General features: G+C 71.8%; 1 protein-coding gene. It reads left to right on the top strand.

The window, feature by feature from the left end; all coding sequences use genetic code 11:
• The coding region (locus ABZ319_RS34475; protein ID WP_354990745.1) for a non-ribosomal peptide synthase/polyketide synthase at nucleotides 1-22,862 on the top strand (22,862 nt) is incomplete at its 5' end.
• Nucleotides 22,863-22,888 lie beyond the last annotated feature (26 nt).

Consider the following 22,888-nt stretch of genomic DNA (forward strand, 5'->3'; position numbering starts at 1 on the left):
CCCGCGTCGGCGCCGACGACGACTTCTTCGCGCTCGGCGGGCATTCCATCTCGGCCACCCGGGTGGCCGGGCGACTGGCCGAGGTGACCGGTCGCGCGGTCGGCGTCCGCGACATCTTCGACGCCCCCACCGTCGCCGGGGTCGCCCGGGTGCTCGCCGCACGCGAGATCGGCCCGCGCCGCAAGCACCCGGCGCTGGTCGCCGGGCCGCGTCCCGCGCGAATACCGTTGTCGTTCGCGCAACTTCGGATGTGGTTCGGCAACCGGTTCGAACCCGAGGCCCCGACCTACAACATTCCGCTGGTCTTCCGGCTGGCCGGTGTGCTGGACATCGGGACCCTGGCAGCGGCGCTGAACACGCTGATCGACCGGCACGAAGCGCTGCGGACCCGCTACCCCGAGGCGGACGGGGTGCCCTATCAGGACGTGGTCCCCGGTCCCGACGCCGCCGCTCTCCTGGAGGTCGTCGACGTCGGACCGGGCGAGCTGAGCGATGCGGTGGCACAGCGGGTCCGGCGCGGCTTCGATCTGCGGACCGACCTGCCGCTGCGCGCCACGATCCTGCGGTCCGGGCGACTCGAGCACGTCCTGGTGCTCGTGGTGCATCACATCGCCGCGGACGGACTGTCGATGGCGCCGCTGCTGCGAGATCTGTCCGCGGCGTTCGGCGCGCATTCCACGGGCCGGGAACCGGGCTGGAGCCCGCTGCCGGTGCAGTACCCGGACTACGCGCTGTGGCAACGGGACCTGCTGGGCACCGAGGCCGACGACGACAGCGCCCTGCTGGCCCAATGCCGCTACTGGGAACGGGAATTGGCCGGTGCGCCGCAGCCGATCGCGCTGCCCGCGGACCGGCAGCGCCCGCCCGTGCTGAGCAATCGCGGCGGCGTCGTGGAATTCACCGTCGACGCGCCGTTGCGCGAGGAGCTGTACCGGCTCGCCAGGGAACACCGGGTGAGCGCGTCCATGGTGCTGCAGGCGGCCCTGGTGGTGCTGCTGTCGCGGCTGGGCGCCGGACCGGACGTCTCGATCGGCGGACCGGTGGGCGGTCGCACCGACGAGGCGCTGCGCGATGTGGTCGGCTTCTTCGTCAACACGTGGGTGCTGCGCGTGGACCTGTCCGGCGACCCGCGGTTCGACCAGGTGCTGGATCAGGTGCGCGGAAAAGCGCTGACCGCCTACGAGAATCAGGACGCGCCGTTCGAGCGGCTGGTGGAGCGGATCAACCCGATCCGGTCCACCGCGCACGCGCCGCTGTTCCAGGTCTCGCTCGAGTTGCAGAGCGGCGGCCTGCCCGCCCTCGTACTGCCCGATCTGGTCGCGGAGTTCGTGCCGGTGTCCACCGCGAGCGCCAAACACGATCTGCACGTCGATCTGATCGAAACCCTCGCCACCGCGGAGACCCCCGCGACGCTGCTGGGCCGGATCGAATACGCCACCGACCTTTTCGACCACGACACCGTGACCGGCATCGCCGACCGCTTCCTGCGCGTGCTGACCGCGGTGAGCGCGGATCCGGCCCAGCTGGTCGCCGACATCGCCCTGCTCGACGACGCCGAGCGCGACGAACTGGTGACGGGCTGGAATGCCGATGCGGCGCTCGCGGAGCCGGAATCGACTGTCACGCAGGCATTCCGCGTACGAGTCGAGGCGGCCCCGAGCGCGGTCGCGGTGGCCTGCGGCGAGGTGGAACTGACGTACGCGGACACGGACGAGCGGGTGGCCGCACTGGCCCGCGAGCTGGTGCACCGCGGCGTGGGCCGGGGCTCGGTCGTGGCCGTGGCGCTGCCGCGCTCGGCCGACCTGGTCATCGCGCTGCTGGCGGTGGTCACGGCCGGCGGCGCGTATCTGCCGATCGACCCCGAATACCCCAGCAGCCGAATCGAATTCATCCTCGGCGACGCCGATCCGTCCCTGGTTCTCACCACGTCGGCGACCGCGGCGGGGCTGCCGCTGGGTGAGCGGCCCGTGCTGTGCCTGGACACCGAGGCGCTCGACGGCGCGCCCGACGGGATCGAGCTCCCCGAGCTGTCCCCGGCCGACGCCGCCTACGTCATCTACACCTCCGGCTCGACCGGACGCCCCAAAGGCGTTGTGCTCGAACACCGCGGCGTGGTCAACATGGCGGCCCACGGCTGGCCGGGCGGGCCGGGCGAGCGGGTGCTGCTGCACTCCTCGATGGCCTTCGACGCCTCCGCGTACGAGCTCTGGCCCACCCTGCTCGGGGGTTCGACCCTCGTCGTCGCACCACCCGGTCGCGCCGATCTCGCGGAGCTGGGCCGGACCATAGCGCGGCACGGGGTGACGGCGCTGTACGTCACGACGCCGCTGTTCGAGGTGCTCGCGGGCGCGGGCCCGGAACTGCGCCTGGACACCGTGCAGCGGGTGGTCACCGCCGGTGACGCGCTGCGACCGGTCGCGGTCACCCGTTTCCGGGATCGATGGCCCGGCATCGGAGTGGTCAACGCGTACGGGCCGACCGAGAACACGGTGTGTGTCACCGCCTTCGAGATACCCGGCGCGATGGACGGGATGTACCGGGGCAGCGTGCCGATCGGCGCGGCCATCGGGAACATGCGGGTGTTCGTGCTGGATTCGCGCCTGCGGCCGGTCCCGGTGGGCGTGGCGGGCGAACTGTACGTTGCCGGAACGCAGCTGGCGCGGGGCTACCGCAATCGGCCGGGCTTGACCGCGGAACGGTTCCCGGCCTGCCCGTTCGGGGCCGGCACGCGGATGTACCGCACCGGAGACGTCGTGCGGTGGACGCGCGAGGGCATCCTCGAATTCGTCACGCGCGCCGACGAACAGGTCAAGGTGCGCGGGTACCGGATCGAGCCCGGCGAGGTCGAGACCGCCCTGACCGCGCACCCGCTGGTCGCGCAAGCGGTGGTGATCGCGCGCGAGATAGGCTCGGCTGCAACCGATTCCACGGCCGTGGCGGACAAGCGACTGGTCGGGTACGTCGTGCTGGATCACTCCGATACCGATACCGGCGCCGATGTGGCGGCGCGCGCCGCCGAGCTGCGGCGCTTCGTCGCGGATCGACTGCCCGAGTACATGGTGCCCGCGGCCGTGGTCGTGCTCGACGCGCTGCCGCTCACTCCCAACGGCAAGGTCGATCGGCGTGCGCTGCCCGCGCCGAGCATCGCCGTCACCGCGTCGCGCGCCGACCTGACCCCCGCCGAGACGATCGTCGTCACCGTCTTCGCCGAGGTGCTCGGACTGGACGTGGTCGGGGTCGACGACGACTTCTTCGCCCTGGGCGGGCATTCGCTGTCCGCGATGCGGGTGGCCTCGCGGCTGACCGCGCTGCTGGGTTCCGAGGTCGGGGTACGCGAGGTCTTCGAAGCCCCCACTTCCGCCCGGCTGGCCGCGGCCCTCACCGACCGCGACGCGGCCGCGCAGCCCGCCCGGGCGGCGCTGACGGTTCGCGAACGGCCCGAACGCACGCCGCTCTCGTTCGCGCAGTCGCGACTGTGGTTCATCAACCGGTTCGAGCCCGATTCACCGGCCTACAACATTCCGATGGTGCTGCGCCTGCGCGGCCCGCTGGATCAGCGGGCGCTGGCCGATGCCCTGGGCGATGTCGTCGCACGGCACGAGAGCCTGCGCACGGTGTTCCCGCACGAGGACGGGGTGCCGTTCCAGCGGATTCTGCCCGCCGAGGCGGCCGTGCCCGAAATCGAGACGGGCACGGCCGATCCCGCCGGGCTCGACCGGACCATCATCACGCTCGTCCGCCGGGGCTTCGACGTCTCGACCTCGACGCCGCTGCGAGTGACGGTGCTGGGCAACGGCTCCGACGATCACATCGTGGTGCTCGTGCTGCACCACATCGCCGCGGACGGCTGGTCGATCGCGCCGTTCGTGCGCGACCTGACCGCCGCGTACACCGCGCGCCGCCAGGACAGCGCACCGGCGTGGACGCCCCTGCCCGTGCAGTACGCGGACTTCGCGCTGTGGCAGCGCGAGACCCTGGGCCTGGAATCGGATCCGGACAGCGTGCTCTCGACCCAATTCCGGTACTGGGAAACCGAATTGGCCGACGCACCGCAGCCGATCACGCTCCCGGTGGACCGCCCGCGCCCCGCGGTCGCCAGCAATCGCGGCGACGTCATCGAGTTCGCGTTCGAGCCCGCGCTCAGCGCGCGGCTCTACGAACTCGCCCACGAGCGCCAGGTGACGGTGTCGATGCTGCTGCAGTCCGCCCTCGCGGTGCTGCTGTCCCAGCTCGGCGCCGGGGACGACGTCTGCATCGGCGGCCCGGTCGCCGGGCGAACGCAGGAGGCGACCCACGATCTGATCGGCTTCTTCGTCAACACCTGGGTGCTGCGGGTGGACCTGTCCGGCGACCCGCGGTTCGAGCAGGTGCTCGAACAGGTCCGCCGAAAGGCCCTGACCGCCTACGAGAATCAGGACGCGCCCTTCGAGCGGCTGGTCGAACTGCTGCAGCCGACCCGCTCACCGGCCTACCACTCGCTGTTCCAGGTGTCGTTCGCCCTGCAGAACAACCTGCTGCCCGATCTGCGCCTGCCGGAGCTGGACGCCGAGATCGTCCCGGCGCTCACCGGCACCGCCAAATTCGATCTGCACGTCGACGTGGTCGAGCGGATGGATCCCGCCGACAGCACCGCCGCGCCGGTGCTGTCGGGCCGGATCGAATACGCCACCGACCTTTTCGATCGCGGCACCGTGCTCGACCTCGCCGACCGGTACCTGCGCCTGCTGGCGACGGTCACCGCCGATCCCGCCGTGTCCATCGACCGCATGGAGCTGCTCGCGCCGCAGGAGCACGACCGGCTGCTGCGGGTCTGGAACGACACGTCCGCGGCCCTGCCGCAGGCGCCCTCGCTGGACCGGCTGTTCGCCGAACGGGTCGCGCAGGCGCCGGACGCGATCGCCGTCGCCCACGCGGACGGTGAGCTGACCTATCGCGAGCTCGCCACGCGCGTCGATGTTCTCGCCCGCGTCCTGATGTCCCGGGGTGTGGTGCGGGGCTCGGTGGTCGCGGTCGCGATGCCGCGCTCGGCCGATCTGGTGACGGCGCTGCTCGCGGTGGTGGCGGCCGGCGCCGCGTACCTGCCGATCGACACCGAATACCCGAGCAGCCGAATCAAATTCATCCTGAACGACGCCGACCCGGTGCTCGTGGTCACCACCGCGGCCGCCGCGGCGGAGCTGCCGCTGGGCGATCGGGTGCCGCTGTGCCTGGACGAGACCGCGCTCGACGGCGATGTGGCCGGCGGTGAGCTGCCCGGGCTGTCGCCGTCCGACGCGGCGTACGTCATCTACACCTCCGGCTCGACCGGACGCCCCAAGGGCGTTGTGGTCCAGCACCACGGCGTCATCAACATGGCGGTGCACGGCTGGCCCGGCGGGCCGGGCGAGCGGGTGCTGCTGCACTCCTCGATGGCCTTCGACGCCTCCGCGTACGAGCTCTGGCCCGCGGTGCTCGCGGGCTCGACCCTCGTCGTCGCACCGCCCGATCGACTCGATCTCACCGTGCTGATGCGCACGGTGGCCCGCCATCGCGTGACCACGCTCTTCGTGGCCACCGCCCTGTTCGAACTGCTCGCCACCGCCGGGCCCGAACTCGCGGCCGAATCGGTGCGACAGGTCGTCACCGGCGGCGACGCGCTGAGTTCGGCGGCGGTGACCCGTTTCCGTGACCGCTGGCCCGGCATCGACATCGCCAACGCCTACGGACCGACCGAGAACACGGTCTGCGTCACGACCCACCGAATCCTCGCCGCGCAGCCCTGGGCGCCCGGCGCCCGGGTGCCGATCGGCGCACCGGTGCCGAACGTGCGGGTGTTCATCCTGGACGCGCGACTGCGGCCGGTGCCGACGGGCGTGGCCGGCGAGTTGTACGTGGCCGGTGCGCAATTGGCGCGCGGCTACTCCGGCAGGCTCGCGCTGACCGCACAGCGGTTCGTGGCGTGCCCGTTCGGTACCGCCGAGCGCATGTATCGCACCGGGGACGTGGTGCGGTGGACCCGCGACGGCGTCCTGGAATTCGCGGGCCGCGCCGACGATCAGGTCAAGGTGCGCGGCTATCGCATCGAACCCGGGGAGGTCGAAGCCGCCCTGGTGGCGCATCCGGCGATCTCGCGGGCGGTCGTCGTGGCGCGCACGCTCGGGTCCGGCGACGAATCCGCCGTGCTCGACAAGCAATTGGTCGCCTACATCGTGCGCGACCGCGCCGCGAGCGTCGGGGACGACGACGACCGCGCCGCCGACCTCGTCGACCACTGGCGCCAGGTCTACGACAACCTGTACGGGGGCAAGGAGAGCTATCTCGGCAACGGCCGGGAATTCGCCGAACCGCTCGCCCTGGACGCGGATTTCGGCGGCTGGAACAGCAGCTACACCGGTGAGCCGATTCCGGTGCCGCAGATGCGCGAGTGGCGGGACGCGGTGGTGGACCGGGTCCTGGAACTGCGGCCCGAACACGTGCTGGAGATCGGCGTCGGATCGGGCCTGCTCATGTCGCGACTGGCCGAGCGGTGCGCCGAGTACTGGTGCACCGACTTCTCGGCGGCGACCATCGCCAATCTCCGTTCGCGCCTGCACGAGTCGGCGGTGGACTGGGCCGAGCGGGTCCTGCTGCGCGTACAGGCCGCCGACGACACCACCGATCTGCCCGCGGGCCGATTCGACGTGGTGGTCATCAACTCGGTCGCGCAGTACTTCCCGAACGCGGCCTACCTGATCGACGTGATCGCCAAGGTCATGGGACTGCTGGCCCCCGGCGGCGCGCTGTTCCTGGGCGACATCCGAAACCTGTCGCTGCTGCGGGAATTCGCCACCGGCACCCAGCTGGCCGGCAGCGGGGACGAGGACACGGCGGCCGCGGTGCGCGAACGCGCGCGCCGGACCCTGCTGGCCGAACAGGAATTGCTGGTCGCCCCGGAATTCTTCCTCGCCCTGCGGGAACAGATCGCCGAGATCGCCGCGGTGGACATCGAACTGAAGTACGCGCCGGTCGACAACGAGCTGACGCGCTACCGCTACGACATCGTGCTGCGCAAAACCCCGGCGCGCGTGCGCTCGCTGGCCGGCCTGCCGCAGCGGGCCTGGACCGACTTCGGTGACCTGAGCGGACTGCGCGAGCGGCTCGCCGCCGACGATCCCGGCGCGCTGCGCGTCACCGGAATCCCGCAGACCGGAACGATGTCCGACGTCACGGCCACCAGGACGGTGGACGCGGCGGACGAGCACACCCCGGTGGCGGAGCTGGACCTGACGCATACGACAACCTCGGTGCTGCCGCACGAGATTCGCGAAGTCGGAACGGCATCGGGCTACACCGTCGCGGTCACCTGGTCGCCGGTGCCGGGCCTGATGGACGCGCTGCTGGTCCGGGAAGCCGACGACGCCGCGGTATTCGACGACCTCTACCTGGCCGCGGGTCCGCTGGACGTGCCGAGCGCCTACGCCAACGACCCCGGCATCGGTGATCTGGTCGCCGAGGTGCGCGAGTTCGCCACCCATCGCCTGCCGGAGTTCATGATTCCGGGGGCCATCGTCATCCTGGACGAGCTGCCGCTGCTGCCCAGCGGCAAGGTGGATCGGCGCGCCCTGCCCGAACCGCAGCTGCTCGCCTCGGTCTACCGGGCGCCGGCCACACCCATGGAGGAGGTCGTGGTCTCGGTCTTCGCCGAGATTCTCGGCATCGCCCGGGTCGGGGCCGACGACGACTTCTTCGCGCTCGGCGGGCACTCCCTGTCCGCGACCCGCGTGGCCTCACGGGTCGCCACGGCCACCGGTGTCACGGTCGAGGTGCGCGACGTCTTCGACGCTCCCACCCCCACCCGGCTCGCCGCCGTCCTGGCGGCGCGGTCGGCCGAACAGCCGGGCATTCCACTCACCCCGCAGCCCCGCCCGGACCGAATTCCCCTGTCCTTCGCACAGTCTCGGATGTGGTTCATCAATCGATTCGAACCCGACTCCGCCGCCTACAACATCGCCATGGTGCTGCGGCTGCGCGGGGAACTGGACGCGGCGGCCATGTCCGCGGCCATCGCCGACCTGGCCGCGCGGCACGAGAGCCTGCGCACGGTGTTCCCCGACGAACACGGGGTGCCGTGCCAGCGGGTGCTGGCGGCCCGGGACGTCACGGACATCTCGGCCGTCGCCGTCGAGACCGTCGATCCGGCCGAGATCACCGGCCGGGTGACCGCCATCGTGCGCCAGGGCTTCGACGTCGCCGTGCTGCCGCCGTGGCGAACAACGCTGTTGCGCACCGCATCCGATGACCATCTGCTGGTCACGGTGCTGCACCACATCGTGGCCGACGGGTGGTCCATCGCGCCGCTGGTGCGCGATCTGTCCCACGCCTACACCGCACGCCGCGCGGGCCGCGCGCCCGAATGGACGCCCCTGCCGGTGCAGTACGCCGACTACACGCTGTGGCAGCGCGAGCTGCTCGGCGCGGAATCGGATCCGGACAGCGCGGCCGCTCGCCAACTGGATTACTGGACAGGTCATTTGGCGGGACTGCCCGACCACCTCGAGTTGCCCGCCGATCGCCCGCGCCCGGCGGTGGCGTCCCAGCGCGGCGGTACCCACACCTTCGTCCTGGACGCCGAGACGGTGGCCGGGCTGAACACCGTGGCACGCACCCGGCGGGTGACCGCGTTCATGGTGGTGCACGCGGCCTTGGCGACGGTGCTCTCGCGCCTGTCCGGCAGCGCCGACATCGCGGTGGGCACGCCGATCGCCGGGCGCGGCGCGGCGGCGCTGGACGGGCTGGTCGGCATGTTCGTCAATACGCTCGTGCTGCGCACCCGGGTCGAGGGTTCCGGTTCCTTCGCCGATCTGCTCGATCGCTGCCGGGCAACGGATCTGGCCGCGTTCGCACACGCCGACATCCCCTTCGAACGCGTCGTCGAAGCGCTGGACCCGCCCCGCAGCCAGGCCCATCATCCGCTGTTCCAGGTGCTGCTGGCCTTCCAGAACCTCGATCTGGATCCCACGCTGGCAGTGCTGCCCGGGCTCGAGGTCGAACCGCTGCGCAGCCTCGACATCGGGGTCGAGCGATTCGATCTCACCATCACCGTGGCGGACATCAACGGTGCGCACGCGGGCGGAGACGTGCCCGTCACCATCGGGTTCGCCGCCGATCTGTTCGACGAGCAGACGATCGCCGCCTTCGCCGACCGGCTCGTGTGCACGCTGCGCGCCGCGGTCGCCGATCCGGCGATCCGCCTGCGCGATCTGAATCTGCTCGCGGGCGATGAACGAGAATCGCTGCGGCGGTGGAACGATGGCGGCCCCGGTCCGGAGCCCCGCACGCTGGCCGAGATCCTCGAGCACGCCGCCCGCGAATTCGCGGACCGGCCCGCGCTCACGTTCGGGGACCGCACCCGGACCTACCGCGAGCTCGACGACTGGTCGAACCGCTGCGCGCGGGCGCTGATCGCCCACGGAGCCGGACCGGAAACCGCGGTTGCCATCGCCATCGCGCGATCCGCGGACTGGGTGCGGGCGGTATGGGCGGTCGCCAAGACCGGCGCGGCGTTCGTCTCCCTCGATCCGGCCCAGCCGCGGGAACGCAATCTCGGCATCCTCGCCGACTGCGCGGCCACGATCGTGCTGACCGCCGATACGGCCGCGGCCTGGGACACCCCGGGGACGGCCGTCCTGGATCTGGCCGAGTTCGATCCGGCCGCACGGGATTCCGCTCCGCTCACCGATGCCGACCGACTCGGCCCGGTGCGCGCGGACACCACGGCCTACATCGTCTATACCTCGGGCTCGACGGGCATCCCGAAGGGAGTGACGGTCACCCACGCGGGCCTCACCGCGATCACCACGGCACAGCGTCACGAGCTCGCCACGACCGCCGACGCCCGCGTATTGACGGTCGCCGCGCGCACTTTCGACGCGGCGATCTTCGAACTGCTGCTCGCCGTGCCGGTCGGCGCGACACTGGTCGTGGCGCCGGCCGAGATCTTCGCCGGCGCACCGCTGACCGAGCTCATGCGCACCGAGCGGGTGACGCACGCATGCTTGACTCCCGCGGTCGGGGCCACCCTCGACCCGGATCGGCTCGACGAGCTGCGGGTGCTGGTGCTCGCCGGTGAGGCGTGCCCGCCGGACCTGGTGCGCAAGTGGTCCGGCAGTGACGCGGCGGGCCTGCGCGCCGTGCACAACCTGTACGGCCCCAGCGAGGCGACGATCTGGGTCACCGGCACGGAATCGGTTGCCGGCGAGCCGGTATCGATCGGAACCCCGATTCCCGGCATTCGCTCGTCGGTCCGGGACGCCTGGCTGACCGAGGTGCCGCCGGGCGTGGTCGGCGAGCTGTACGTCAGCGGGCCGGGGGTGGCGCGGGGTTACCTGAACCGCGCCGGGGTGACGGCGGCGGCCTTCGTGGCCGATCCGTCCGGTCCCGCCGGTTCCCGCATGTACCGCACCGGTGATCTGGTGCGCTGGCAGCCCGCGGATGACGGCGGCGGCGCCCTGGTGGTGGTCGGCCGCGCCGACACCCAGATCAAGATTCGCGGCCAGCGCCTCGAACTCGGCGAGATCGCGGCGGTGCTCACCGAACTCGGCGACGTGCAGCGCGCGGTGGTCACCCAGGTCACCCAGGGCGATGCCGTGCGGCTGGCCGCCTACCTCACCGCGGCTCCCGGCCGGGAGCCCGACCCGGCCGCCATCCGGCACGCCGCCGCACGGCGGCTGCCCTCGTACATGGTTCCCGACACCGTCACGGTCCTGGACGAATTGCCGCTGACCGCGACCGGGAAGGTGGACCTGCGGGCCCTGCCGGAGCCGGAGTGGACGACCACGGCGTACCGCGCGCCCGCCGGCCCGGCCGAGGAGACCGTGGCCGCGGCCTTCGCCCAGGTGCTCGGACTCGACCGTGTGGGAGCCGACGACGACTTCTTCGCCCTGGGCGGCGACAGCATCGTCTCGATTCAGCTGGTCGCCCGGGCCAAGGAACGCGGCGTCATGTTCACTCCGCGCCAGGTGTTCGAGGCCCGGACGGTGGCTGCACTGGCCAGCGTGGCCGAATCGGTCGAGCCCGCAACGATTCTCACGGAACTGCCCGGCGGCGGAGTCGGCGAGATGCCGCTGACGCCGATCGTCCGGTGGATGGTCGATCAGGGCGGGTTCGGGCGGTTGAACCAGACCCTGGTGCTGACCGCCCCGGCCGACATGGATCGGACCGGACTGACCGCGATCGTGCGCGCGCTGCTCGACCGGCACGACATGCTGCGGTCCCGGCTGTGGCACGACGGCCGGGATTGGCGGCTCGAGGCCCGCCCGAGCGAGGCGATCGAGGCCGACGCACTGGTGCACGCGATCCCGCTGTCCCCCGATCTCGACGCGACCGAACGCGAACGGCTCGTCGCGGCGGAGGTCGATGCCGCGCTGAACCGGCTCGACCCGGCCGAAGGCGCGGTGCTGCAGGTGCTCTGGTTCTCCCCGGCCGATACCGGCCGGGGCGGTCAGCTCGTCGTCGTCGCGCACCACCTGGTGGTCGACGGCGTCTCGTGGCGGATCCTGCTGCCCGATCTCGCCGCGGCCTGGCAGCGGTATCGCGCCGACGGCGCCGTGGCGCTGCCGCCGGTGGGCACCTCCATGCGGCGCTGGGCGCACGGCCTGGCCGAGGCCGCCCTCGCACCGCACCGCACGGCGGAACTGCCGCTGTGGCAGCGCATCACCGACGGACCCGACTCCGCGCTCGGCTCGCGCGCGGCGGATCCCGCCCGCGACGGCGCGAGCACGATTCGGGTGCGGCGGGTGCGGGTGTCGCCGGAGACCACCGAGGCCCTGCTGACCCGGGTGCCCGCGGCGTTCCACGGCGAAGTCCAGGACGCGCTGGTCGCCGCGCTGGCGGTGGCGGTCCTGCGCTGGCGGGCCGATCGCGGTGTCCACGAGTCCTCGACTCTGCTCCGGCTCGAAGGGCACGGCCGCGAGGAACAGGCCGTGCCCGGCGCGGACCTGACCGCGACGGCCGGCTGGTTCACCACGATGTATCCGGTCCGGATCCCCTTGGCCGGAATCGATCTCGATGACGCCTACGCCGGCGGCCCGGCGATCGACGCGGTGGTCAAGAGCACCAAGGAACACCTGCGCTCGATTCCGGACCACGGCATCGGCTACGGGCTGCTGCGCTATCTCAACCCCGAGACGGCACCGACACTGCCCGCCGCACCGCCCGCACAGGTCGCCTTCAACTACCTCGGCCAGCTCTCCCCGCGCGGAACATCGGGCGGCACGGGCGCTTCCGACTTCGGCGTCACCGACGAACTCGGCGCGCCGATCGCCGATCACGATCTGCACGTGCTGGCGACCGCCGTTGTCGACGTCACCGCGGCCGTCACCGACGGCAGTCTCTCGGCCACGTTCGGCTACCTCTCCGGCCTGCTCGACGAGGCCGAGGTCGACGAACTGGCCGGGCTGTGGGTCGGCGCGCTGGACGCGGTCGTCGCCCGGCTGCGAAACCCGCACGCCGGTGGGCACACCCCCAGCGACTTCCCGCTCGTGCGGGCCACCCAGGCCGACATCACGGCCTGGGAGGCGCGCTACCCGGCGCTGGCCGAGGTCTGGCCGCTCTCACCGCTGCAGTCCGGGCTGCTGTTCCACGCCCGCCTGGCAGCGGCGACGGTGGACGTGTACGCGGTCCAGCTCGCGATCGGCCTGTCCGGCAGGGTGGACGCCGCACGCCTGCGCCGCGCGGCCGACGGTCTGCTCGAGCGGTACTCGAATCTGCGCGTGGCCTTCAATGCCACCGAGGCGGGTGAGGGCGTGCAGATCGTCGCCGACGAGGTGACCGCGCCGTGGCGCGAGATCGACCTGCGGGCAGAGTCCGAATCCTCCCTCTCGGACGTGATGGAACGGGACCGGGCCGAGCCGTTCGACACCGAGACCGCGCCACTGATGCGCTACACCCTGGTCACGGTGGCACCGAACCGGTACACGCTGCTGCTCTCGTACCACCACGTACTCTTCGACGGCTGGTCCATGCCAACCCTGCTGCGCACCCTGCTCGCGGGATACGCGGAACCCGACGGGTCCGGCGGCGGCGAGTCAGCGGGCTCCTACCGGTCCTATCTCGACTGGCTCGCCCGCCAGAATCAGGCGAACTCGGTGCGGGTGTGGCGAGAGACGCTCGAAGGCGCCGACGCGACACTGCTCGCACCGCACACCGACGCGCCCGCCCAGTCCGAGCGAATGGGTTCGGTCACGGTGGATCTCGATCACGAACTCTCCGACCGGGTGATCGCCGCGGCGGTGTCGGCCGGGGTCACCGTGAACACCCTGTTCCAGGTGGCCTGGGCCATCGTGGTGGGCTATCTGGCCGGGCGCGACGACGTCGTGTTCGGCGCGACGGTGTCCGGGCGGCCCGCGGAGCTGCCCGGAATCGAAGCCGCGGTGGGCCTGTTCATCAACACCATTCCGGTGCGGATCCGGCCGCGGACCGGCGAGCCCGTCGCCGCGCTGCTGAACCGCGTGCAGGCGGAGCAGTCGGCCCTGCTGGACCATCACCACATCGGACTGTCCGATATCCATGCCGCACTGGATGTTTCGGTGCTCTTCGATACCGTGCTGGTCTTCGAGTCCTATCCCGTGGACGAGGCCGCGCTCGCGGCCCAGGCCGCGGCGATCGACGACATGCGCGTCGAGGAACTGCGCTCGAACGACGCCGCGCACTATCCGCTGGCCCTGGTGGTGATCAAGGGCCAGCCGTTCCGGGCGCTGCTGCAGTACCGGCCCGACACCTTCGAGCCCGAGTGGGTGCGGACCGTGGCGGACCGGCTGGTGCGCGCATTGACCGCACTCACCGCCGACGTCCCGGGCACTGCCGAGTCCATCGATCTGCTCTCCCCCGCCGAACGCGACCGGCTCGCACCGGTTCGCGGTCTCCCGGCGCAGCGGGCGCGCACGCTGGCGGAACTGCTCGCCGCGGGCGCGGCCATCGACCCGGCCGCCCCCGCGATCGTGGCCGGCACCGGGACGATGAGCTTCGGTGAGCTCGATGCCCGGTCGAACCGGCTGGCGCGCTTGCTGATCGACCGCGGCGCCGGACCGGGCACCGCGGTCGCCCTGGCGCTGCCGCGCAGCACCGAGTTCCTCGTCGGGCTGTGGGCGGTGACCAAGACCGGTGCGGCCTTCGTGCCGATCGACCCGCGGCACCCGCTGGAACGCGTCGTCGGAATGATCGCCGATTCCGATGTGCGCCTGGTGCTTTCGGTGAACGAGACGGTCGCCACCGTGCCGGACACCATCGACCGGGTGATGCTCGACGACCCGGAACTGCCCGCTCGGCTCGCGGAGTTCGCCGCGGACCCGGTGGACGACACCGTCCGGACGCGGCCACTCCGCACGGCCAACATCGCCTACGTCGTCTACACCTCCGGCTCCACCGGGACACCCAAGGGCGTGGTGGTCAGCCACGACGGTCTGGCGAACTTCGCCGCCGAGCAGCGCGAGCGATACGCGCTGGACCCGGACGCCCGGGTGCTGGCCGTCTCTGCGACGGGCTTCGACGCGGTGATGATGGAACTGCTCATGGCGCATCCGCACGGCGCCACGCTGGTGGTGTCACCGCAGGACGTGTTCGGCGGGCCCGGGCTCACCGATCTCATTCGGCGGCAACGGGTCACGCACGCCTTCGTCACCACCAGCGTGCTGTCGACCATGTCCCCGGCCGGGCTGGACACCCTGCGGGTGCTGGTCACCGGCGGCGAACGCGTGCCCGCGGAGCTGGTGGCCGCGTGGGCGCCGAACCGGAACCTGTACATCGCGTACGGACCCACCGAGACGGTCATCGTCACCCTGCTGAGCGAGCCGATGGCGCCGGACGCGCCGGTGACCCTCGGCGGTCCGATCCGCGGCATCGAAGCGGTGGTCCTGGACGCGCTGCTGCGTCCGGTGCCGGTCGGCGTCCGGGGCGAGCTGTATCTGGGCGGCATCCAGCAGGCCCGCGGCTACTCGAACCGGCCGGGGCAGACCGCAGCGGCCTTCGTCGCCGATCCCTTCGGCCGCGACGGTTCCCGGCTCTACCGGACCGGCGACCTGGCGTACTGGAACACGAGCGGCACCCTGGAGTTCGCGGGCCGCAACGACTTCCAGGTCAAGGTGCGCGGGCAGCGCGTCGAACTCGGCGAGATCGAGGCGGTGCTCGGCGAGCAACCCGGGGTGCAGAGCGTGATCGTGGTGCAGCACGCCCGATCCGGTCGGCTCATCGCCTATCTCGTGGGCGACGACCTCGAACCGGAAGGGGTCCTGGCCGGCGCGCGGCACAGGCTGCCCGCGCACATGGTGCCCGATATGTGCACCGTGCTGCCCGAGTTCCCGCTCACGGTCAGCGGCAAGGTGGATCGCGCCGCGCTGCCCGAACCGGAGCAGTCGGGCCGCGCCTATCGCGAGCCGTCGACCCCGGCCGAGCGCACGGTGGCCGAGGCGTTCGCCGAGGTGCTCGGGCTCGACCGGGTCGGTGTGGACGACGATTTCTTCGCCCTGGGCGGGCATTCTCTCTCGGCGATGCGCGTGACCGCCCGGCTCGCCGTGACCTCGGGCGCCCGGATCGGGGTGCGCGATGTGTTCGAGTCGCCGACCCCCGTGCTGCTGGCGCGGGTGCTGGACGCGACACCGGATGCCGCGGCGGGACCCGAGCTGATCGCCGGGGAGCGTCCCGACCGGGTGCCGCTGTCCTTCGCCCAGCTGCGCATGTGGTTCATCAACCGATTCCAGGGCGCCGCGGGGGCGTACACGATTCCGCTGGTGCTGCGGTTGACCGGCGACCTCGACACCGAGGCGCTGATCGCCGCGCTCGCCGACGTGGTGGGCAGGCACGAGAGCCTGCGCACGATGTTCCCCGACGCGGACGGCACGCCGTATCAGCGGGTGCTGCCCGCCGAGCAGGCCGTGCTCCCGGTCATCGAGCAGACGGTCACGCCCGACGGGCTCGAAGCCGCTGTCGCGGTGGCGATCCGGTACGGCTTCGACCTGTCCGCGGAGCTGCCGATACGAGTCACGCTGCTGGACAGCGATTCCGGCGATCACGTGCTCGCGCTGGTGATCCATCACATCGCCGCGGACGGCTGGTCGATCGCACCGCTGGCCCGCGACCTGTCCACCGCGTACGCCGCGCGGCGCTCGGGACGGTCCCCGCGCTGGGTTCCGCTGCCGGTCCAGTACGCCGACTACACGCTGTGGCAGCGCGCGACGCTGGGTGCGCAGGACGATCCGCAGTCGCGGGCGGCCGCTCAACTCGCCTACTGGACAGCGCATTTGGCCGGGCTGCCGGATCGACTGGAATTGCCCGCCGATCGGCCGCGGCCGATGGTCCCCTCGCACGCCGGTCACAGCCACGCCTTCGCGCTGGACGCCGGATTGTTCGCGCGCCTGGGCACGATGGCCGAGGCGAACGGGGTGACGGTCTTCATGGTCGTGCACGCCGCGGTGGCGCTGCTGCTGTCCCGGCTGTCCGGCGCGTCCGACATCGCGATCGGCACCCCGATCGCGGGCCGCGGCGCGGCCGCGCTGGACGATCTCGTCGGCATGTTCGTCAATACGCTCGTGTTGCGCACGCGCGTCGACGAGGCCGGGTCGTTCGCGGATCTGCTCGGTCAGGTCCGGCGGGTCGATCTCGATGCCTTCGCACACGCGGACATTCCGTTCGAGCAGGTGGTGGAGGCCATCGACCTGCCCCGCACGCAGGCGCACCACCCGCTGTTCCAGGTGATGCTGGCCTTCCAGAACCTGGATCTGGATCCGGCGGCCGCACAGCTGCCCGGGCTGCGGGTCGCGCCGATGAGTCTCGGCGTCACCGTCGAACGGTTCGACCTGTCCATCACCGTCGCCGACATACCGGACGCCCGGGGCGACATCCCGGTCACCATCGGCTACGCCACGGACCTGTTCGACCGGGCGACCGTTGCGGCGCTCGCACGCCGGTTCGAACGCATCCTGATCGCGGCGGCGGGCGACCCCGCGACGGCCCTGCACGAACTCGACCCGCTCGACGCCGCCGAACGGAAGTCGGTGCGGCAGTGGGGCGATGCGGGCTCCGCACCCGATCCGATCACACTGAACGAGATGCTCGCCCGGGCCGCCGCGCGGTTCCCGGAGCACCTCGCGGTCGCCGACGCCGGGCATCGTCTGACGTACGGGGAACTCGATCGCTGGTCGAATCGGTGCGCGCGCCTGCTCATCGAGCGCGGGGCGGGCCCGGAGCGGGTCGTGGCCATCGCGCTGCCGCGCTCGGCGGCGTGGGTGCGGGCGGTGTGGGCGGTGGCCAAGACCGGGGCCGCCTTCGTCTCGATCGATCCGGCCCAGTTGCACGAGCGGAACCGGTTCGTACTCACCGACGTGGACGCGGCAGTGGTTCTCGCCCATACCGGAACACCAACCGGCGCACAGAAATCCGGACCGGCCGAATGGCACGACGACGGCATCGGGTTCATCGACCCGGATCTGGTGGACCTGCTGGAGTTCAGCGATGTGCCGGTGACCGACGCCGACCGGAGCGCAAGCGTCCGGCCGGGCAACACCGCGTACCTGGTGTACACCTCGGGCACCACCGGCACGCCGAAGGGCGTCGCGGTCACCAACGCCGGACTGGCGGCGGTCACGACCGAACAGCGCCGCCGCTTCGAGTTGGGCGTGGACGCGCGGGTATTGGCCGTAGCCGCACGTACTTTCGATGCCGCGGTGTTCGAGATGCTGTCGGTGGTCACCGCCGGATCGGCCCTGATCGTCGCCCCCGGCGAGACCTTCGCTGGCCCCGACCTGACGGAGTTGATCGAAGCCGAAGGGGTCACCCACGCCTGTCTGACGCCCGCGGTGGCCGCCACCCTGGACGCCCGGCGGCTGGACACGTTGCGCGTGCTCATGGTGGCCGGTGAAGCGTGCCCGCAGACGCTGGTGCGCCAGTGGTCCCGCAGCGACAGCGCGGGCGTCCGCCGGCTGTTCAACCTGTACGGGCCGAGTGAGACCACGATCTGGGCCGCCGTCGCGGAATTGCTCGCGGGCGAGCAGGTATCGCTGGGCGGGCCGATTCCGGGCCTGCGGCTCACGGTGCTGGACGCGTGGCTGCGCCCGGTGCCCCTGGGCGTGGTCGGCGAGCTGTACATCGCCGGACCGGGCGTCGCGCGCGGCTACCTCGGCCAGGCGGGGCTGACCGCCGGGTCCTTCGTCGCCGATCCCGACGGAACGGACGGCGCGCGGATGTACCGCACCGGAGATCTGGTGCGGTGGGTGCCCTCCGGCGACACGCACGCGCTGATGTTCGCCGGGCGCGCCGACCGGCAGATCAAGATCCGGGCCCAGCGCCTCGAACTCGGCGAGATCGAAACCGCGCTGGCCCGGCTCGCCGAGGTCGGCGCCGCGGTGGTCGTCCCGCACACCGCGGGCGAAGACCCCGGCGGCGCGGTGCGATTGGCCGCCTACGTCACACCGGCCCCCGGGCAGTTCCCCGATCCGGACGCCGTCCGGCAGGAGGTGGCGCAGCGGCTGCCCTCGTTCATGGTTCCGGGCATCGTCATCGTGCTGGACGCCCTGCCGCTCACCTCGAGCGGCAAGGTGGACCGGCGCGCGCTGCCCGCCCCCGAGTGGGTCACCGTCACCTATCGGGCGCCCGCGACGCCGTTCGAGGACATCGTGGTCGCGGCCTTCACCGAGATTCTGGAGGTGGACCGGGTCGGTGCGGACGACGACTTCTTCGATCTCGGCGGGCATTCGCTGTCCGCGACCCGCGTCGCGGCCCGGGTGGCCGCGGCGGCGGGGGTCGAGGTGAGCGTGCGCGACGTGTTCGACGCGCCCACCGCGGCCCGGCTGGGCAGCCTGCTCGCCGACCGGTCGACCGGCGTCGCGCCGGGCCGGTCCGCGCTCGTGGTGCGCGAACGGCCCGAATACCCGCCGTTGTCGTTCGCGCAGTGGCGAATGTGGTTCATCAACCGCCTCGAACCGGACTCACCGGCCTACAACATCCCGCTCGTGCTGCGCCTGACCGGCGAGCTGGACGTCGCCGCGATGACCGCCGCCATCGGGGATGTGGTGGCGCGCCACGAAACCCTGCGCACGGTGTTCCCGGACCGGGACGGCAATCCCTACCAGCGGATCATTCCGGCGGCCGAATCGGTGACGATCATCGAACAGCGCCGGGTCGAGCCGGGCGATCTCGACCGCGAGCTGGTGCCGCTGGTGCGGCGCGGCTTCGAGCTCACGACCGCACCGCCGCTGCGGGTCACGTTGCTGGACAGCGGTTCCGGTGAGCACGTCCTGGTGCTGGTGATGCACCACATCGCGGCCGACGGCTGGTCGCTCGCGCCGCTGGCACAGGACCTGGCACTGGCGTACGACGCGCGCCGGGCCGGACGGGCTCCGGAATGGGCAGCGCCGTTGCCGGTGCAGTACGCCGACTACACGCTGTGGCAGCGCGAGGTCCTCGGGTCCGAGTCCGATCGGGCGAGCGTGTCGGCCCGTCAGGTCGCGTACTGGACCGAACAGCTCGCCGGGTTGCCCGATCGCATCGAGCTGCCCGCCGACCGAACCCGGCCCGCGGTGGCCACCCACCGCGGGGACACCTACTCGTTCGCGGTGGACGCGACCACCGCCGCGAGTCTGCACGAGATCGCGCGCGCACACCGCGCGACGGTGTTCATGGTCATGCACGCCGCGCTGGCGATCGTGCTGGCCCGGGTCTCGGGCGGCGGCGACATCGCGGTGGGCACACCCGTCGCGGGCCGCGGCGACGCGGCGCTGGACGGGCTCATCGGCATGTTCGTCAACACGCTGGTCCTGCGCACCCGGATCGATGAGGCCGGCTCGTTCGGCGACCTGCTCGACGAATGCCGCCGGGTCGATCTGGCGGCCTTCGCCCACGCCGACATCCCGTTCGAGCGGGTGGTGGAGGCCGTGGATCCGCCGCGCACCCAGGCGCATCACCCGCTGTTCCAGGTGATGCTGGCGTTCCAGAACCTGGATCTGGATCCGGCGGACGATCTGCTGCCGGGAATCCGGTGCACGCCCATCGATCTCGGCAGCGGGGTCGAGCGATTCGACCTCACCGTCACCGTGTCCGACGACCCGGGCAACGACGGCGGTCTGCTGGTCGGGGTGAGCTACGCGCTCGATCTGTTCGACCGGCCGACCATCCTCGCGCTGACCCGTCGCCTGCACGACGTCATCGCCGCGGTGGCCGCGGACCCCGAGGTGGGGCTGCGGGACATCGAGGTGCTCGATCCGGCCGAGCGGGAACTGTTGTCGCGGTGGGGAGGTGGACCGCGCGGTCCCGAGCGCAGCACGCTCGCCGAGATTCTGGATCGCGCGGCCGTCGAGCACCCGGACCGGATCGCGCTGGCCGACGCCGGCGGCGAGTGGACCTACCGGGAGCTGGATCGGTGGTCGAATCAGTGTGCGCGCATGCTGATCGAGGCGGGCGTGGGGCCCGAGTCGATTGTCGCGGTGGCAATTCCGCGATCGGCCGAATGGGTGCGGGCGGTGTGGGCCGTGGCCCGGACCGGCGCGGCGTTCGTGTCGATGGATCCCGCCCATCCCGCCGAGCGCAATCGGTTCATCCTGGCCGACTGCACGGCGACCGTCATGCTCACCAGCACCGAAATCCGTTCGCGGGCGGGCGGTGCCGCCGGCACGAATCCGGCCGACTGGGTGGGCGAGGACGTCCGGGTGATCGATCTGGACGCGCTCGATCTCAGCGGGTACGGCGATGTCGCGGTCAGCGATGCGGACCGGGGCGGAGCAGTACGGCCGGACAACACCGCCTACGTCATCTACACCTCCGGGTCGACCGGCAAGCCCAAGGGCGTCGCGGTCACCCACACCGGGCTCGCGGCCGTCATGGCCATTCAGCTCGAACGGTACGAGCCGGACGCGGACTCCCGCGTATTGGCCGGGACCGCACGCACTTTCGACGCCGCCATCATCGAGCTGCTGGTCGCGATACCGGTGGGCGCGGTGCTGGTGGTCGCGCCGGACGACGTCTTCGCCGCGGAACCGCTGGCCGAACTGCTGCGCGCCGAGCGCATCACGCACGCCTTCCTCTCCCCGGCCGTGGCGATGTCGGTCGATCCCACCGGGCTCGACGACTTCCGCGAGCTCCTGTGCGGCGGCGAGGCGTGCCCGCCGGAACTGGTGCGGCGCTGGTCGGGCACCGACGCCGCCGGTATTCGCCGGGTGCACAACGTGTTCGGTCCCAGCGAGTGCTCGATGTGGATCGCGGGCCTGCCGCTGCGGACCGGGGTGCCGGTGTCGCTGGGCGGGCCGATTCCGGACGCCCGGCTCACGGTGCTGGACTCGGCGCTGCGGCCGGTGCCGCCGGGCGCGGTCGGGGAGCTGTACGTGGCGGGCCCGAGCCTGGCCCGGGGATACATCGACCGGGCGGGCCGGACCTCGACGTCCTTCGTGGCCGATCCCTTCGGACCGGCCGGGTCGCGCATGTACCGCACCGGGGACCTGGTGCGGTGGGCGTGCGACGCGGACGGAGACGCGGTGCTGATGTTCGCGGGCCGCGCCGACTTCCAGGTCAAGATCCGCGGCCAGCGGCTCGAACTCGGCGAAATCGAAACGGCGCTGGCGGATTTGGACGCCGTGCGCCAGTCGGTGGTCACCGTGCACACGCCCGGCGGCAGCGAGACCGGCGGCGTGCGCCTGGCGGCCTACGTCACCGCCGCACCGGGCCGCACCGCGGAGCCGGCGGCGATCCGCCAAGCGGTGGCGCACCGACTGCCGTCGTTCATGGTGCCCGACACCGTCACCGTGCTCGACACGCTGCCGCTGACCGTGAACGGCAAGGTGGACCGGCGGGCGCTGCCCGCGCCGGAGTGGGTGGTGACGCCGTACCGTGCGCCGTCGACGCCGCTCGAGCAGATCGTGGTCGAGGTCTTCTCCGAGATCCTCGAGGTCGAGCGGGTGGGCGTGGACGACGACTTCTTCACCCTGGGCGGAACATCGGTGGTCGCCATGCGCCTGACGTCGCAGCTGCGGGCGCGCACCGGCACCGCGGTGCCCTACCGATTGCTGTTCGCCGATTCGACCCCGGCCTCGCTGGCCCGGTATCTGGCTGCGCCGCAATCGGAGATGGGCATTTCGCTCGGTGTGCTGTCACCGCTGCGGTCGGGCGGGCACAAGACCCCGCTGTTCTGCGTGCATCCCGGCGGCGGCCTGTCCTGGGTGTACGGCGCGCTCGCGGGACACCTGGATCCGGATCGGCCGATCTACGCACTGCAGGATCCGTACATCGTCGAGAACGGGCCCCGGCTCGAATCGGTGGACGCGTACGCCGAGCGGTACGTCGAGGAGATCCTGCGGGCCTTCCCCGACACCACCTATCACCTGCTCGGCTGGTCGCTCGGCGGGAAGATCGCGCACGCCATGGCGGCGCGGCTGCAGGAATCGGGCCATTCGGTGGGTCTGCTCGCCCTCGTGGACGCGGGCGTGGCGGAGAATCTCCCGGAGCCGCCGGTACCGGACAGCGAGCGGGATCAGGTGGAGCTCGCCGAGTTCCTGCGCGGGTGGCGCGAATTCCTCGCGCTGCCCGACGATCAGCAGATCGACGATCCGCACGAGGTGCTGCCGCTCATCGCCGAGCGGCTCAGCAGCGAAGGCATCCTGACCGCGCAGCAGGTGGAACGCGTGACCGAATGCTTCACCACCCCGGTCCCGCACACGCCGCCGCACTACGACGGAGACGCCGTCCTGTTCGTCGCCACGCGCGAGTCCTACCGCGATCAGATCGCGGACACCTGGGACGGGCACATCTCGGGGACCATCCACGAGATCCCGATCGACGAGTGGCACACCGGAATGATGAATCCGCGGGGCGCGAAGGAGATCGGCGCGATCATGAACACCCTGCTCCGCGACAGCGATACTCGGCGCTGAGCGCGGCGGCCGGCGGCGAACCCTGG

Origin of the sequence: Nocardia sp. NPDC005978 (genome assembly GCF_040614455.1) — a bacterium.
GTDB lineage: Bacteria > Actinomycetota > Actinomycetes > Mycobacteriales > Mycobacteriaceae > Nocardia.